Here is a 15919-nt window from a genome sequence, read left to right as displayed (position 1 = left end):
CAATCAGTCCGCTTTGATGTTGCGGGCTTCGATGAGTTTTTTCCAACGGGCAAATTCAGCGGCTTGGTAAGCGCTGAATTGCTCGGGCGTGGTGGCCACAATTTCAAAGCCGAGTTCGAGCAATTTGGGTTTGACCTGCGGATCGTTCAAGGCCGCCAAGATGGCCCCATGCAGCTTGGTTTTGAGGTCCGCTGGCAAACCGCGTGGGCCTGCGATGGCTTGCCACGAATACACATTGGCGTCTTTGATGCCCAGCTCTTCCAGCGTGGGCGCCGCAGGCAACAGTGGCGAGCGCTTGGCACTGGTGATAGAGAGTGCTCGCAACTTGCCCGCCAAGATTTGCGGCATGGCGGTGTTGAGGTTCATGAACGAGGCGTCCACTTGCCCACCCAGCAAATCGGTCATCACCGGGCCGCCGCCTTTGTAGGGCACGTGCACACCTGTGGTGCCGGTTTGCAACCAGAACAACTCGGCGGTGAGGTGGTCGCTGCTGCCGTTGCCCGAAGAGGCAAACGTCATTTTGTCGGGGTTGGCTTTGGCAAAGGCCAAGACCTGCGCCATGGTTTTGTGCGGCGAGTTGGCGGGCACCACCAACACATTGGGCGCTTGCACGGCCACGCTGATGGGGTCGAGGTCTTTCAGCGCGTCGTAGAGCACTTTGCTGAGCAAATGCGGGGCAATCACCAACGGCCCCAAGGACGACACCAACAAGGTGTGACCGTCAGCCGGTGCGCGCGCCACAAACCCTGTGCCAATGGTGCCGGTGGCACCGGCTTTGTTGTCCACGATGAAGGTGCCGCCAAACTTTTCTTGCAGCTTGGGCGCCAAGGTGCGGGCGATCAAATCGGTGGAGCCACCGGGCGGAAATGGCACCACCAAGGTCACGGGTTTGTCGGGCCACGCGTGGGCGGTGCAAGCCAGGCCCAAGGTAGCGGCGGCCAAGAGCCAACGCAGCATGCGTGTGTGTGTCATATAAACTCCTAGAGGGAATCAGTCCGTGGCACCACGGGTGTTGGTGTACAGCGCATACAGCGAATGGCTGCTGGCCATGAACAAGCGGTTGTATTTGGCACCGCCAAAGCACAGGTTGGCGCAACGCTCGGGCAAGTGGATGTGGCCTATGGCTGTGCCTTCGGGGGTGAAGACGCGCACGCCATCAAGCGCAGCGGCATCGGTCCCCACAGAGCCATCGCTGCCCCAGCCACACCAGATGTGGCCGGTGGCATCCACCGCAATGCCGTCCAAGGCACCTGGCCCTTGCGCGTCGATCACCAAGCGTTTGTCACTCAGTGCGCCGTCTTTGCCAACTCGATAGGCCCACACCTGGCGGTGCGGTTGGGCCCGGCTCTCCACCACATACAACACCGACTCATCGGGCGAAAACGCCAAGCCATTGGGGCCTTGCAGATCGATCAACACCTGCTGCAAGACGCCGCTGTGTGGGTCGATGCGGTACACCGCGTGCGGCAGCTCTGCGGGGGCGGCGTCGCCCTCCCAATCGCCGCCGATGCCAAACGGCGGATCGGTGAACCACACCGCGCCGGTGCGCTGGCACACGATGTCGTTGGGCGAGTTGAGCCGCTTGCCGTCAAAGTGATCGGCCAACACGGTGACGCGGCCGTTGTATTCGGTGCGTGTGACGCGGCGTGTTTGGTGCTCGCAGGTGAGCAAGCGCCCCAAGTGGTCACGGGCCAAACCGTTGGCGTTGTGTGACGGGGCGCGAAACTCACTCACATGGCCCGACGCGTCGTCCCAACGCATGATGCGGTTGTTGGGAATGTCCGACAACAGCAGATAGCGGCCGTCACCAAACCACACCGGCCCTTCGGCCCAACGCAGACCGCTGGCAAGTTGCTCCACGCTGCTGCTGAACAAACGCAATTTCAAAAAGCGTGGGTCCAGCACCTCGATGCTAGGGTCTGGGTAGCGCGGCTGGGTTTGGAAGGGGATGTGCGGGCCAGTGGTCATAGCGGCTTATTTCAAAATCAGGTTGGGCAGCCACATGGAGAACGCGGGTACGTAGGTGACCAGCATCAATGCAGCAATCAGGCCGCCATAGAACGGCCAAATGGTTTTCATCACCGTGCCCACCGACACGCCGCCGATGGTGCAGCCCACAAACTGGGTGGTGCCCACGGGCGGGGTGTTGAGCCCCAGGGCGCAGTTGATCAACATGACGATGCCAAATTGCTCGGTGCTCATGCCCATTTGTTGGCAGATGGGCAAGAAGATGGGCGTGCAAATCAGAATGGTGGCGGCCATGTCCAAGAAGGTGCCCAGCACAAACAAGATGATGTTCACGCACAGGAAGATGACCCACGGTGTGGTGCTGAAACCCGACAGCATATTGCCCGTCAACTCGGCCACGCCGTACAAGCCAATCAGGTAACCAAACATCGAGCTGATGCCAATCAGCAGCAGCACAGCGCCGGTGCTTTTGACAGCTTTGGCCGCGGCCTTGAGCAGTTGGTCACGCGTGAGACGCTTGTAGACCACCGCCGCCAAGAACAAGGCCCAGACCACCGCCACCGAAGCCGACTCGGTGGCCGTGAACGCCCCCGACAAAATGCCCGCAATGATGATGACCACCACTAGCAAACCCGGCAGCGACTGCAAGAACGAATGCCCCACCACCGCCCAACCTGGGAAGGTGCCTGCGGGGTAACCACGTTTCACCGCCACGGCATAGGCGGCCACCAAGTTGCAAATGGTCAACACAATGGCCGGCACGATGCCGGCCAAGATGAGCGCCGCAATGCTGACCTTGCCGCTGGCAGCCAAGGTGAAGATGATGAGGTTGTGGCTGGTCGGCATCAAGGCTCCGACCAAGGACGCATGGGTGGTGACGTTGACGGCGTAGTCGGCGTCGTAACCCTCTTTCTTCATTTGCGGAATCAGCACTGCGCCCATGGCCGACACGTCGGCCACTGGCGATCCACTGACGCCACCAAACAGGGTGCAGGCCAACACATTGCTCATGCCCAGGCCACCACGCACATGGCCTGCGAGTGACTTGGCAAAGTCCACGATCTTGTCGGCAATGCCGCCGTACATCATGATCTCGCCCGCAAAAATGAAAAATGGAATGGCCAAGAATGAAAACGGGTTCATGCCCGAAATCATTTGCTGAAAGCCCACCGCCAAGGGCAAGCCCTCGTACAGCAAAGTGGCCAACGAGGACAAGCCAATCGAAAAAGCCACGGGCACGCCGAGCAACAGCAGCAGCGTGAAGCTCACGCACAGAATCGTCAGTGCCATGAGGGCTCCACTTCTTCACCGCGCAGCAGCGCGATGATGTGCTCCAAAGAGAACAATGCAATCAACACACCCGCCATGGCAGGCGGCGCGTATTTGAAAGCTTCTGACAAGCCCAGGGTGGGGATTTTGTAGTCCCACACGCTGTGCGCCAGCAAGCCGCAGTTGTAGGCCATGACCACGCCAAACACCAACACCAAGGCGTGGATCATGAGTTCCATCTTGAGCCGAATGCCCTCAGGCACCAGTACCAGCAAAGACTCCAGCCCGATATGCCCCGCGTCGCGCACCCCCACGGCCATGCCCAGCATGGTCACGTAGAGCACCAACAACACCGCGCCACTCTCGGCCCAGGTGGGCGTGTCGTTGAACACATAGCGCCCAATCACCTGGTACAGCACGGCGGCGATCAGCAGCATCAAACCTGCCACGCCCAATTGCAAACACAGCCGCGCCAAGGCGGCACAAAAACGGGTGTAGGTCGACATTTACTTGACGGCGTTGATGCGCTTGACCATGTCTTGCAACTTGGGATCTTTCAAGAACTTGTCGTACACCGGCTTCATCGCGGCCTGGAAGCTGGCTTTGTCCACATCCACAATTTCAGCGCCACCGGCTTTGACGATGGCCAAGGATTTGGTTTCACGCTCGTCCCACAGCTTGCGCATGTAGACCACCGACTCTTTGGCAGCGGCACGGATTTGCTTTTGCTCGTCGGCAGACAAGGTGTCCCACACTTTTTTGGAGAACAACAGAATTTCGGGCGCCATGGAGTGCTCGGTCTTGTTGTAGTACTTGGCCACTTCGAAGTGGCGTGAGCTCTCGTAGCTGGGGTAGTTGTTTTCAGCCGCATCGACCAAACCGGTTTTGAGGGCGGTGTAGACCTCGCCATAGGGCATGGGCGTGGCGTTGGCGCCCATGGCTTCGAGCAAGGACACCCACAAGTCGCTTTGCTGCACACGCACTTTCAAACCCTTGGCATCGGCCAAGGTTTTGATGGGTTTTTTCACGGTGTAGATGGAGCGTGCGCCCGAGTCGTAGAACGCCAGTCCGACAAAACCTTGGGGCTCGCAGTCTTTCAAAATTTCTTCGCCAATCGGGCCGTCAAGCACTTTGCGCATGTGCTCGGTGGAGCGGAACAAGAACGGCATGGTGGGCACCATGGTGGCGGCGCAGATGTTGTTCATGGGTGCCACGTTGACGCGGGTCATGGCCAGCGCGCCGAGTTTGGTTTGCTCGATGGTGTCTTTTTCTTGACCCAAAGCAGATTTGGCAAACACCTTGATGCTGTGCTTGCCGTTGGTGGCTTTGCTCAGCTCTTCGCCCATGTGGCGCACGGCCTGCACGGTGGGGTAGTCGTCAGGGTGGATGTCTGACGAGCGGAATTCGGTGGCGTGCGCCGTCAGGGCGAACACTGAGGCTGTGGCGACGAAGGTCTTGAGGAAGTTCAAACGTGTAGGCATGGTTGTCTCCTGGCTTGGTTGAGTTGTTTAAAAAGGTCCGGCTTTGACAAAACCACCGCCTTGGTAGAGCACGGCGGGGTCGGTGAGATCGAGCGTGGGTTGACGTGCTTCCACAGCCGCGCGGAACGGCTCGGAGCTGTCTTGCGGGCGGTAGCCGATGTGCTTGGCCGACGTGTTGTCCCACCACACGTGGTGGTTGTCGGACATGCCGTAGATCACGCTGTAGCCGACCACGGGCGAGCTGAGGCTGGCCACGACCAAACGCTCCAGGTCGTCGTAACTCATCCAGGTGGCCAGCATGCGCCGGTCTTTGGCTTCTGGAAACGAAGAGCCGATGCGCAAGCACACGGTCTCGATGCCGTAGCGGTCAAAGTAAAAACGCGCCAGGTTTTCGCCAAAGGCTTTGCTCAGACCGTAATAGCTGTCGGGGCGCACGGGCATGGTGGGGTTGACCACTTCGTCTTGGCGGTAAAAGCCCGTCACATGGTTGGAGCTGGCAAACACAATGCGGCGCGTGCCATGGATGCGGGCCGCCTCGTACAGGTTGTAGGCACCCACGATGTTGGCCTGCAAGATGTCGTCAAAGGCGTGCTCGGTGGAGAGGCCACCCAGGTGAACCACCGCGTCCACGCCGTCCAACAGCGCCAGCACGGCGGCGCGGTCTTGCAAAGCCACCTGCTGGACTTCTTCGCCAGGCTGGGCTGCGCCCAAGTCGGCCAGGTCACTCACGCGCAAGACCTCGCAGCGCGCCGTCAAACGTGGCCGCAAGGCCCGTCCCAAGCCTCCCGCAGCACCGGTGAGCAACAGGCGTTTGTACAAAGGTGTGGCAGGTGAGGTCATACAAGCAGACGGGTTGGGTAAAGATCAATTTGGTAGCGCTACCAAATCAGCCAAGGCATGCTAGCGAACACAACTTGGCGCGTCAATGGGTTTAGCCTAGGGTTTACGCCAGTCAGGTGCTGGCACGCTCCACGATGGAAAACCCCACATCGACAATGCGCGGCTCAACACTGCGGCCTTCGGCGCGGGCCATCAAGAACTGGGCGGCTTGAAGGCCTATGTCGCCCCCGTTGATGCGCACCGTGGTGAGTGCGGGCTCCATGTCGGCCACAAAGGGCACGTCGCCAAAGCCGACCACCGCCATGCGCTCAGGAATCGAGACCTGCTGGGCGCGCGCTTCGGTCACCACGCCCAAAGCCAGCAAGTCAGAGCTGCAAAAAATCGCATCGACCTCGGGGCTGTGCGACAAGATGTGCGCCATGGCATCGCGCCCACTGCGCAAGGAGCGCGAGGCCCCCACATTCACCACCTCAGCAGGCGGCAATCCTTGCTGGGCCAGCACCTCTTGAAAGGCGATGGTGCGGCGGTCTGCGCGCTCATCTTCGGCCCGCACCATGGCAAAGCGGCGACGCCCTTTGCCGATCAAAAAATGGGCCACCGCACGGCCAATGTCCGAGTGAGAAAAGCCAATCAGCATGTCAATCGGCGTAGGGGTCAAGTCCCAAGTTTCGACCACCGGAATGCCCGAGGCCAGCAGTCGGGTGCGGCCTTTGCCGGGGGGCAAGATGCCGGTCAGAAAAATGCCGTCTGGGCGTCGCCCAATGATGGCTTCGAGCAAGGTCTCTTCGCGGGCCGCCGAGTAGCCCGATTGGCCCAACATCAGTTGGTAGCCTGCATCGAACAAGGTGTCGTTCAAGGCCTCGATGGTTTGCATGAACACCGACATCACGGTGCTGGGCACCACAGCGGCAATCAAGCGGCTGCGCGACGACGCCAGACCGCCTGCCATGCGGTTGGGCACGTAGCCCGTGCGCTGCACAGCGTCTTGCACTTTGCGCAGCACGTCGGGCGATACCTGGGCGGGTGTGTTGATGGCACGCGAGGCGGTGATGGGGGCCACACCGGCCAGCATGGCCACATCACGCAAGGTAATGGCCCCGCTGCTGCGGCGTGTGCGTTTGGTGTGGTCCGACTCCGACATGGGCTGGTATGGGTTTGGTTGCAAGCGCGATAATGGTACCGCTATCATTGATATAAAGATAGCACACATCCACTGGAGACTTTGATGCGCCCGCTCACCATCCGCATGCATGCCAGCGACAACGTCGCCATCGTGGCCAACCACGGGGGCTTGCCCGCGGGCACGGTGCTGGAACAGGGCCTGACCTTGAAAGACCATGTGCCCCAAGGCCACAAAGTGGCGCTGCACGACTTGCCCGCCCACAGCGCGGTGCTGCGCTACGGCATTCCCATCGGCTACGCCTTGCAAGACATTGCTGCGGGCAGTTGGGTGCATGAACGCTTGTTGCAAATGCCAGCGGCGCGTGGGCTCGACCACTTACCCATGGCCACGGTCAAACCCGTGGCGCTGCCTGCACTCGAGGGCTACACCTTTGAGGGCTATCGCAATGCCGATGGTTCGGTGGGCACACGCAACATTTTGGCCATCACCACCACCGTGCAGTGTGTCTCGGGTGTGGTGTCGTTTGCTGTGCAACGCATCAAGGCGGAGTTGCTGCCCCTATTCCCCCACGTCGACGACGTGGTGGGTTTGGAACACAGCTATGGCTGCGGCGTGGCGATTGACGCCGACGGGGCCGAGATTCCCATTCGCACGCTGCGCAACATCAGCCTCAACCCCAACTTTGGCGGCGAAGTGATGGTGGTGAGCCTGGGCTGCGAAAAATTGCAGCCCGAGCGCTTGATGCCGCCCGGCGCTATCCCGATCAATGACCAGCGCGGCGAAGCGCTGGATGTGGTGTGTTTGCAAGACGATGCGCATGTGGGCTTCATGTCGATGGTCGAGCACATCATGGCCACGGCCCAACGCCACTTAACGCGACTCAACCAACGTCGCCGCGAAACCGTGCCCGCCAGCGAACTGGTGGTGGGTGTGCAGTGCGGTGGCAGTGATGCGTTTTCGGGCGTCACCGCCAACCCTGCGGTGGGGTTTTGCACCGACTTGCTGGTGCGCGCCGGCGCGAGCGTGATGTTCTCAGAGGTGACCGAGGTGCGCGATGGCATTGACCAACTCACCTCTCGCGCCAGCAGCCCTGAAGTGGCCCAAGCCATGGTGCGCGAGATGGCTTGGTACGACGCCTACCTGGCACGGGGTCGGGTCGACCGCAGTGCCAACACCACGCCAGGCAACAAGAAAGGCGGCTTGTCCAACATCGTGGAAAAAGCCATGGGCTCCATCGTCAAGTCGGGCACAGCCCCGATTTCTGGTGTGCTCTCGCCCGGCGAGAAGCTGCGCCAAAAGGGCTTGATTTATGCCGCCACACCCGCAAGCGATTTCATTTGCGGCACCTTGCAGCTGGCCGCGGGCATGAACCTGCATGTCTTCACCACCGGACGCGGCACGCCCTATGGCTTGGCCGAAGTGCCGGTGATCAAAGTGGCTACACGCACCGACTTGGCCAGACGTTGGCATGACCTGATGGACATCAACGCCGGCACGATTGCCGATGGCGACAAGACGATTGAAGAGGTGGGCTGGGAGATGTTCCACCTCATGCTCGACGTGGCCAGTGGTCGCCACAAAACCTGGGCCGAGCACTGGAAGCTGCACAACGCGCTAGTGCTGTTCAACCCCGCGCCTGTGACCTGAGGCGACAGGCCATATCACAAAGACCGGGCGTGCGCGACGTGACATGCACGCTTCACATGTTGTTCACAGGAGCGCGCCTAAAATCGTGACAACTTTTCAGCCTCTGCCTACTTTGTCTTTATCCCCGTCTTTCAACACCAGCTACGCCTCTCGCCAACGTACGCCGCGCCGTCACGTGATGGGCATTGCTGGGGTGTTGGTCTTGCATGGCTTGTTGTTGTGGGCCATTCAGTCTGGCTTGGCGCGCAAGGTGGTCAAGATCACAGAAAACACGGTGGAGGCCTTGCTGCTGTCAGACAACCTGCCCAAGCCACCCCCTCCCCCACCCGCGCCTAAAACGCCACCGCCTCCTACACCCGCGCCCGCAGCGCCAGCACCTGTGGTGCCCAGCACCACCGCGCCGGTGATCAATGTGCCGGTCGCGCCGGCAACGCCAGCACCCGCCCCCAGCACAGCGCCGCCAGCGCCACCTGCACCCACAGCCCCCCCTGTGAAAACGGCCGCCGTGATTCAACCCGGCGCCACCTGCGCCAAGCCAGACTACCCCAGCGCCTCACGTCGCTTGGAAGAAGAAGGCACGGTCACGCTGCGCTTTTTGATTGGCACCGATGGCCGTGTGCTGCAAGCCGAGATTGAAAAAACATCGGGCTACCCGCGCTTGGATGACGCCGCGCGCAATGCCCTCGCCAAATGCCAGTTCCGTCCTGGCACGGTGGATGGCAAACCTGAGCAAAGCTGGGCCAGCATTCGCTACGCCTGGCGCTTGGAATAACAGACTCACATTCAGACCGAAGGAAACTTCCATGTTCACACGCAAACTCCCTAACGTCGCCCTCGGGCTGATGGCTTGGCTGCTCAGCGCCAGCACCTTCGCCGCCGAAGAAACCGTGGACAACCCCTATGGCTTGTCGGCGCTGTGGGCGCAAGGCGACTGGGTGGCCAAGGGCACGCTGTTGATCCTGGTGCTCATGAGCATGGGCAACTGGTATGTGATCTTCACCAAACTGGCCGAGCAAAGCCGTGTGATGAAGTTTGCCCAGGCGGCCCAGGCCTCGTTTTGGCAAGCGGGCAGCGTGCGCCAAGGCGCGGATGGACTGGATATAGACAGCCCGTTTCGCTTCATCGCTGAAAAAGGTTTGGAAGGCGCCAGCAAGCACGATGGGCTGTTGGGCCATGTGGACTTGAACACCTGGATCACCATGAGCATTCAGCGCGCCATGAACAATGTGCAAAGCCGCATGCAAGACGGTTTGGCGGTGCTGGCCACCGTGGGCTCGACCGCGCCTTTTGTGGGGTTGTTTGGCACCGTCTGGGGCATTTACAACGCACTGGTGAAGATTGGCATGTCGGGCCAGGCCAGCATCGACAAAGTGGCTGGCCCCGTGGGTGAATCATTGATCATGACCGCCATTGGTTTGGCCGTGGCGGTGCCCGCTGTGCTGGGCTACAACTGGCTGGTGCGCCGCAACAAAGTGGCAATGGAAGAAGTGCAAGCCTTTGGTGCCGACTTGCATGCGGTGTTACTCGGCTCTGCGCCCAAGTAAGCCATGGCCATGCACCTGGGTCCGAGCGCGTCGGACGACGAACTGCTCACCACCATCAACACCACGCCCTTGGTGGATGTGATGTTGGTGCTGTTGATCATTTTCTTGATCACCATTCCGGTGGTGACCACCTCGGTGAAGGTGGACTTGCCCCACGAGACGCAGCAGCCGCGCGAAACCCAACCCGACAACATCGTGCTCTCGATTGACGCACAAGGCCGTGCGTTTTTTTACGATGCACCGGTGCGCTCCAACGCCGATTTAACCAAGCAGTTGCAAACCTTGGCCGAGAAAAAACCGCAGCCCGAAGTGCAAATTCGTGGCGATGCGAAGGCCGACTTTGAAGCCGTGGGACGCGTGCTGTATGCGGTGCAAAGCGCGGGCTTGACCAAGGTGCGTTTTGTCACCGAACCGCAGGGCACGCCATGAACATGAACGGGCCTTCGTTGCACACCGAACCAGAACCCGAGGTGATGATGGACATCAACACCACGCCGCTGATCGACGTGATGCTGGTGCTGCTGATCATGCTGATCATCACCATTCCGATTCAGTTGCATTCGGTGAATCTGGACATGCCCGTGGGCAGCCCACCGCCGCTGAAAAAACCCAACATCGTGCGCATTGAAGTGGATGCGCGCAGTGTGGTGAACTGGAATGGCAAGCCCTTGGCCGATCGCGCCGCGCTCGACGCCTTGCTGCAAGAGGCGAGCAACCAACAACCCCAGCCAGAGCTGCACATCAAAGCCCAAGGCAAAGCCAAGTACGAGGCGGTAGCTGGTGTGTTGGCCAGCGCCCAGCGCCAGGGGCTGACCAAGCTCGGCATTGTGGGCACCGAGCAATTCGCGGCGCCTTGACGGCGCCACGCTGCATCACTCCAGGCGAATGCCTGCGGCCTTGACCAACTCGCCTGCCGAGCGGGTTTCGTCGTCCAAGAATTTTTCAAATGCGGCTTGCGGCATGGGCATGCCCGCAGCACCCAGCTTTTCCAAACGTTCGCGCACATCGGGCAAGGCCAACACCTTGGTCATGCCCTCGTGCAAACGGTCGACGATGGCTTTGGGTGTTTTGGCGGTGATGAATGCGCCCACCCAGAAGGTGTAAGCGGCGGAAGCAAAACCGGCCTCGGCAATCGACGGCACATTGGGCAGCAGCGGTGAACGCTGCGCGGTACTGACGGCCAAGGCTTGCAGGCGACCGCTCTGGATCAAAGGCAAGGCCGAGACCAAGGGCGCAAAGAACCAGTCAATGCGACCCGACGCGGTTTCGGTCAAGGCCTCAGGCGTGCCACGGTAAGGCACATGCTGGGCTTGGATGCCCGCTGCAACACGGAACTTCTCGGCATTCATGTGGGTGGCCGAACCATTGCCAGCGGAGGCGTAGTTGAGCTGACCGGGTTGCGCTTTGGCTTTGGCCACCAAATCGGCCACGTCTTTGTACCCTTTGCTGGGCGAGACCACGATCACGTTGGGCAAGCTGGCCAGCGGGGTGATGCCGTCAAAGTCTTTCAAGGTGTCATAAGGCAGCTTGGGGTAGAGCGCGGGATTGACCACATGGCCCGAGCTGTGAATCAACACGCTGTAGCCATCGGCCGGGGCTTTGGCCACCAAGGCTGCGCCCACGGTGCCGCCAGCACCGGTTTTGTTGTCGATGACGATTTGCGCGCCCAGGATGGGCCCGAGTTTTTCGGCCACAGCACGGGCAATCACGTCGGTGCCGCTGCCTGCGGTGAAGGGCACCACGAAGGTGATGGCCTTGGCTTTGGGCCAGTCGCCCACTTGGGCGTGTGCGCCGAGTGCGAGTGAAGACAAACCGGCGGCGGCCAGTTGCAGGGTTTGACGACGGGTGAAGTGGGAAGCGGTCATGGAGGTCTCCTGGTATTTTTTAAAAGCTCAAACAACAGATGCAACAGACAGCATCAAGCAGCGGGCGGGTCAAAAGGCATGGCCAACAAAATACGCGCCACATCTTGGGTGTGGTTGATGATTTGGCGGCTCTCACCGGGCGCAAAACGGCACGAGTCAAAGCGGTTCAAGATGTGACGGGTCTGCACGCCGTCGAGCTCGCTCACCACGGTGAGTGAGCCCTCCAACACCACGTAGTGCTTTTCAATCGGTGAAGGGTTCAATGCAGTTTGACCGCCGGGCTCCAAGATGGACATGCCCATCCACAGCTGCACGGCAGGCCCAGCCTCATGGCCTTGCAAACGCAAGCACTGCATGTGGTCGTGGTTGGGCGCGAAATACTCGGGCGCTTGGTCGATGCGGGTCAGGTTCATGGTGGGCTTTCAGTGAATCGGTCAGGGGTTGAACACGATGCGGCGGGTGGCACCCGCCAACACCTCGCGGTAGACAGACAAGGCTTGGTCCAAACCAAAGGCTGCATCGGCTTGCACCTCGAACGGGTGCAAGGTGCCTGCGTCAAAGCCGGCACGCATGCCTTCCATGCGCTCGTTGGTTTGTACGCAATCCAGCGCCAGGGTGTCAATGCCGACATACGTGTGCATGCCACGGTAGAAGGTGAAGATGTCAAAAGGCACCGGACGCTCGAGCGTGGAGATGAAGATTTGCGTGGCCCCTTTGGCCATGGCTTTGTTGGCGGCTTCGAAATACGGGCTGCCCATGGTGTTGAACACAATGTGCGCACCTTTGCCGTTGCTCAGCTCGCGGATGCGCGCGGCCACGTCTTCGCTGCGTGCATCGATGCTGTGCACGCCGGGGCCTGAAGGGCCCTCCCAGGGGCCGGCTTGACGGCGCACGGCAATCACCTGCGCGCCCGCTTGCGCGGCGAGTTGAACCGCGGCTTGGCCGACCTTGCCGTTGGCGCCCATCACCACCACGGTTTGCCCGGCTTGGGGCATGCCGCTGCGGCGAAAGCCCTCGTAGGCGGTGACAAAGGGCACGCCCACAGAGCCGGCTTGGTCAAAGTTCAAACGGCTGGGCTTTTCGCGCAAGGCGGCTTCGGGCAACACCAACCAACCCGCATGCGAGCCGTCGCGGGTGATGCCGAGGTCGCCCCCTGAGCCCCACACCTCTTTGCCCACCCAAGCAGTTGGGCCTTCGACCACCACACCGGCGTAGTCGCGCCCGGGTGAACGCGGAAACACGGCCTGCGGCATGATGCCAATGGCGGCTTTCACATCGCTGGGGTTGACGCCCGCACTGCGCACACGCACCAAGGCTTGGCCCGCTTGCAAGGCGGGCGGGGCTTGCACCTCCAGGTTGGTGACCAGGTCGGCAATGGCCGTGACCTTGGTGTTCACGCGCACAGCATGCAAAGAAGTTTTCTCAATCGTCATCTTGTTTCTTTCAGTCACTCAGGCACGCGCAGGCAGGTTCAGCATGGCACGCGCTTCACGGGGGTTGGCCAGTTCGCCACCCAGGTCTTGCACGATGCGTTTGGCTTTGAGCACCAGCTCGGCATTGCTCTTGGCCAACACGCCTTTCTCCAGGTAAATGTTGTCTTCCATGCCCACCCGCACATGGCCACCGTTGAGGTAGGCCAGGGCGACATAGGGAAACTCGAAACGGCCAATGCCAAAGGCCGACCAAATGGCACCCGCAGGCAACAGGCTGCGGGCGTACATCAAGGTCTCGGGCGACGACGAAAAACCGTACTTCACGCCTGTGACAAAGGTCCACATGCCAGGGCCATCCAGCGTGCCATCGGCAATCAGGTCGCGCGCCAGATGGATGTCGCCCGAGTCAAAAATTTCCAGCTCAGGTTTGACGCCCGCCTCGCGCATGATCTTGGCCATGATGCGCACGTTGCGAGGGGTGTTGATGACCACATCGGGGCCGGAGTTCATGGTGTTGAGGTCGAGCGAGCAAATGTCGGGACGCAACACACGCACGTGCTCGACACGTTTTTCGGGCTGCACCAGGGTCGAGCCTGGGGCGGCCACACGCGGGTCGTCGTGGCTGGGGATGAAACGCCCGCCCGGGCCCGTGGTGAGGTTGATGATGAGTTCAGGGTTGCCGCGACGCACCTGGTCCATCACCTCGCGGTAGAGCTCCACCTCCATTGAGGGTTTGCCACTTTGTGGGTCGCGCACATGGATGTGCACGGCTGCGGCACCGGCTTCGGCGGCGGCCAAACACTCGTTGGCAATTTGCGTCGGCGTGATGGGCAGGTGGGGAGTTTGGTCTGGGGTGGTGATGTTGCCGGTGACGGCACAGGTCAACAAAGTTTTAGAAGCCATGGAAGTTCTTTCAATCAAAGGTGACGACCACCGTCGACCACCAAGCGGGTGCCGGTGACATAACGCAAGGTGGTGGCGCAGGCTTGCACGGCAGCGGCCACGTCGTCGACGGTGCCAATGCGGCGCAGCGGAATGGTCGCGGCGGCTTTGTCGTTGAAGTCGGCACCGCGCCCGGGCACAAAACTCGAATCGACCACACCGGGCGAGACCGAGATCACGCGCACATGCGGCGCAAAGGCCTTGGCCAAGGCGTCACCCACCACGTCAATGCTGGCTTTGGCGGCCACATAGGCCAGGTTGCTGCCGGTGCCGGTGAAACCCGCGATGGAGGAGATGTTGACGATCAAACCATCTTGCGATTGCTTGAGCAAAGGCATGAAAGCGCGGATGGTGGCAATGACGCCACGGAAGTTGACCTTCAAGATGTCGTCGATCAGCTCGTCGCTCAAGGCCTCCAGATCTGCGGCTGGAACAGCTTTGGTGTAACCCGCGCTGTTGACCAAGATGTGCACCGCGCCGCACTGCGCACCCACTTGCTCGGCCACAGCTTTGAGGGCGGCGCTGTCGGTGACTTGGGCCTGGAACGCGAGGTGGCCTGTGCCAGGCAGAGAGGCCGCATGGGCCGCTGCCACATCGGGTGCGGCGCTGTTGTAGAGCAACACGCAGCGCGCGCCCAGCTTGGCCAAGCGGCGTGCCGTGGCCAGGCCAATGCCGCCGGTGCCGCCGGTGATGACAGCAACGCGGCCAGCCAGAGACTCAGTGGGTTCAAAAGTGGTGGTCATAACAAAAATAGTTGAAGTGGGTTGACGTGAACGGTACGTCCAAGTCGATCAAGGAATGGGTGGGTGTGGGAACACCATCTCGCCGGGCACCAAGTGGAAGTCTTGGGTGAGCTGGGCCACGGTCTGGCCGTTGACGGTGTGTTTTTCAAAGTGACCCACCAAGGGGGCGGTGACACCGAACACTGGGTCGCTGGCCAGGTTGACGTCGTCGTCGGCAAACACCTGGGTGATCAACACTTTGTGGCCAGGGCTGGAGATCATGAAGTGCAAATGCGCGGGACGGTTGGGATGGCGCAACTGTGCATCGAGCAACTCACCGCAGGGTCCGTCGGTGGGCACAGGGTAGCCCGAGGGGCAGACGGTGCGCAAGAAGTAACGGCCTTGCGCATCGGTGGTGAACAGCCCACGCAAGTTCATGTCGGCTTGGTTGGGGTCTTGGTTTTCGTACAAGCCCACGGGCGAGGCTTGCCACACATCGACCTTGGCGTTGGGCACGGGCTTGCCTTGCGCGTCGTAGACCACACCACGCACTTCCATGGTGATGCCGGGTGTGTCGGATCGCACGATGTTGTCGCCGGGTTGGCACACGGGCGCGTTGGCACGCCAGAAGGGCCCCAACAAGCCAGCCTTGGACGACTCGTCCTCTTTGCCCGGTGGGTTGTTGAGCATGGCCACCAAGGTAGACACACCAAACAAGTCAAACGCCAAGATGACTTCGTTTTTGGTTTCACCGGTTTCTTGGCCAATGCCGACCAAGAACTTGACGGCGCGTTCAAACTCTTTTTCGGTGACCTGGTTCTCGATCACGAACTGGTGCATGTGGGTGCTGAGCGAACACAGCAACTGACGCAGTCGTGGATCGGGCGTGCGGGCCATGACTTCTAAGACGAGGGGAAGAATGGTCTCAGGGGTCGTGGGCAAGACCAACGAATCAGTGACTTTAGACATGACAGTGAACTCCTGTGAAGATTTGCAACCGGTTGCAAAGATAAGCCTATTTTCGATGCAAATCCATCATGGATTTCACTCTTTGTCTCTGAAGCGACCGGTTGCAATAAAATGCC

The 15919-nt window shown here is 60.6% G+C and carries 17 protein-coding genes and 1 pseudogene; 5 read left to right on the top strand and 13 right to left on the bottom strand.

Annotation, left to right across the window (positions count from 1 at the left end; all coding sequences use genetic code 11):
* Window positions 1-3 precede the first annotated feature (3 nt).
* The 7 genes from B9Z41_RS13750 to B9Z41_RS13720 all read right to left on the bottom strand — a co-directional run bounded on the left by B9Z41_RS13750 (window position 4) and on the right by B9Z41_RS13720 (window position 6699).
* Entirely contained in the window at window positions 4-972 is a 969-nt protein-coding gene (locus B9Z41_RS13750; protein WP_369823339.1) for a Bug family tripartite tricarboxylate transporter substrate binding protein, read from the bottom strand.
* A gap of 18 nt (window positions 973-990) precedes the next feature.
* Window positions 991-1968 carry an SMP-30/gluconolactonase/LRE family protein gene (locus B9Z41_RS13745; RefSeq protein WP_100147645.1) on the bottom strand — a complete coding sequence of 326 codons (978 nt, stop codon included), beginning with the start codon at window positions 1966-1968 and terminating at the stop codon, window positions 991-993.
* A 6-nt stretch (window positions 1969-1974) separates the two neighbouring features.
* The gene (locus B9Z41_RS13740; RefSeq protein ID WP_100147644.1) at window positions 1975-3258 is read right to left on the bottom strand and encodes a TRAP transporter large permease; all 1284 of its coding nucleotides are present in this window, start codon (window positions 3256-3258) and stop codon (window positions 1975-1977) included.
* Window positions 3249-3743, bottom strand: a complete 495-nt coding sequence (locus tag B9Z41_RS13735) for a TRAP transporter small permease (RefSeq protein ID WP_100147643.1) — start codon at window positions 3741-3743, stop codon at window positions 3249-3251. The genes B9Z41_RS13740 and B9Z41_RS13735 overlap by 10 nt, the downstream gene beginning before the upstream one ends.
* A complete protein-coding gene (locus B9Z41_RS13730; RefSeq protein WP_100147642.1) occupies window positions 3744-4718 on the bottom strand; it encodes a TRAP transporter substrate-binding protein in 975 nt (324 codons plus the stop codon).
* A gap of 27 nt (window positions 4719-4745) precedes the next feature.
* A complete protein-coding gene (locus tag B9Z41_RS13725) occupies window positions 4746-5558 on the bottom strand; it encodes an NAD(P)-dependent oxidoreductase (RefSeq protein ID WP_100147641.1) in 813 nt (270 codons plus the stop codon).
* Window positions 5559-5670: 112 nt separating this feature from the next.
* Entirely contained in the window at window positions 5671-6699 is a 1029-nt protein-coding gene (locus tag B9Z41_RS13720; RefSeq protein WP_100147640.1) for a LacI family DNA-binding transcriptional regulator, read from the bottom strand.
* Between the two features lie 84 nt (window positions 6700-6783).
* On the opposite strand from B9Z41_RS13720, the gene garD reads away from it, so the two are divergent.
* From garD to B9Z41_RS13695, 5 genes and pseudogenes are all read left to right on the top strand, one after another.
* Window positions 6784-8328, top strand: coding sequence for a galactarate dehydratase (garD, locus tag B9Z41_RS13715; RefSeq protein WP_199172999.1), 1545 nt, complete (start codon window positions 6784-6786; stop codon window positions 8326-8328).
* An 85-nt stretch (window positions 8329-8413) separates the two neighbouring features.
* Window positions 8414-9100 (top strand): energy transducer TonB, encoded by a 687-nt coding sequence (locus tag B9Z41_RS13710; RefSeq protein ID WP_233202686.1) that lies wholly within the window; start codon window positions 8414-8416, stop codon window positions 9098-9100.
* 118 nt (window positions 9101-9218) lie between these two features.
* Window positions 9219-9872: pseudogene (locus B9Z41_RS13705) on the top strand (MotA/TolQ/ExbB proton channel family protein); the annotation flags it as partial.
* 3 nt (window positions 9873-9875) lie between these two features.
* The gene (locus B9Z41_RS13700) at window positions 9876-10301 is read left to right on the top strand and encodes a biopolymer transporter ExbD (RefSeq protein WP_100147636.1); all 426 of its coding nucleotides are present in this window, start codon (window positions 9876-9878) and stop codon (window positions 10299-10301) included.
* Entirely contained in the window at window positions 10298-10729 is a 432-nt protein-coding gene (locus B9Z41_RS13695) for a biopolymer transporter ExbD (RefSeq protein ID WP_100147635.1), read from the top strand. Before B9Z41_RS13700 ends, B9Z41_RS13695 begins: the two co-directional genes overlap by 4 nt.
* Before the next feature lie 15 nt (window positions 10730-10744).
* On the opposite strand, the gene B9Z41_RS13690 is transcribed toward B9Z41_RS13695, so the two are convergent.
* The 6 genes from B9Z41_RS13690 to B9Z41_RS13665 are packed head-to-tail and all read right to left on the bottom strand — an operon-like array spanning window position 10745 to window position 15803.
* On the bottom strand, window positions 10745-11737 hold the full coding sequence (locus B9Z41_RS13690) for a tripartite tricarboxylate transporter substrate binding protein (protein WP_100147634.1): 993 nt from the start codon (window positions 11735-11737) through the stop codon (window positions 10745-10747).
* 53 nt (window positions 11738-11790) lie between these two features.
* Entirely contained in the window at window positions 11791-12150 is a 360-nt protein-coding gene (locus tag B9Z41_RS13685) for a cupin domain-containing protein (RefSeq protein WP_100147633.1), read from the bottom strand.
* Between the two features lie 21 nt (window positions 12151-12171).
* Entirely contained in the window at window positions 12172-13170 is a 999-nt protein-coding gene (locus B9Z41_RS13680; RefSeq protein ID WP_100147632.1) for a zinc-binding alcohol dehydrogenase family protein, read from the bottom strand.
* An 18-nt stretch (window positions 13171-13188) separates the two neighbouring features.
* Complete coding sequence (locus B9Z41_RS13675) at window positions 13189-14073, bottom strand: 3-keto-5-aminohexanoate cleavage protein (RefSeq protein ID WP_100147631.1); 885 nt, start codon at window positions 14071-14073, stop codon at window positions 13189-13191.
* A gap of 14 nt (window positions 14074-14087) precedes the next feature.
* The gene (locus B9Z41_RS13670; protein ID WP_100147630.1) at window positions 14088-14855 is read right to left on the bottom strand and encodes an SDR family NAD(P)-dependent oxidoreductase; all 768 of its coding nucleotides are present in this window, start codon (window positions 14853-14855) and stop codon (window positions 14088-14090) included.
* A gap of 48 nt (window positions 14856-14903) precedes the next feature.
* Entirely contained in the window at window positions 14904-15803 is a 900-nt protein-coding gene (locus B9Z41_RS13665) for a dioxygenase (RefSeq protein ID WP_233202685.1), read from the bottom strand.
* Window positions 15804-15919: the final 116 nt, after the last annotated feature.

It is taken from the genome of Limnohabitans sp. JirII-31 (assembly GCF_002778315.1).
Taxonomy (GTDB): domain Bacteria; phylum Pseudomonadota; class Gammaproteobacteria; order Burkholderiales; family Burkholderiaceae_C; genus Limnohabitans.
This window is presented reverse-complemented; position numbering and strand designations above follow the sequence as displayed.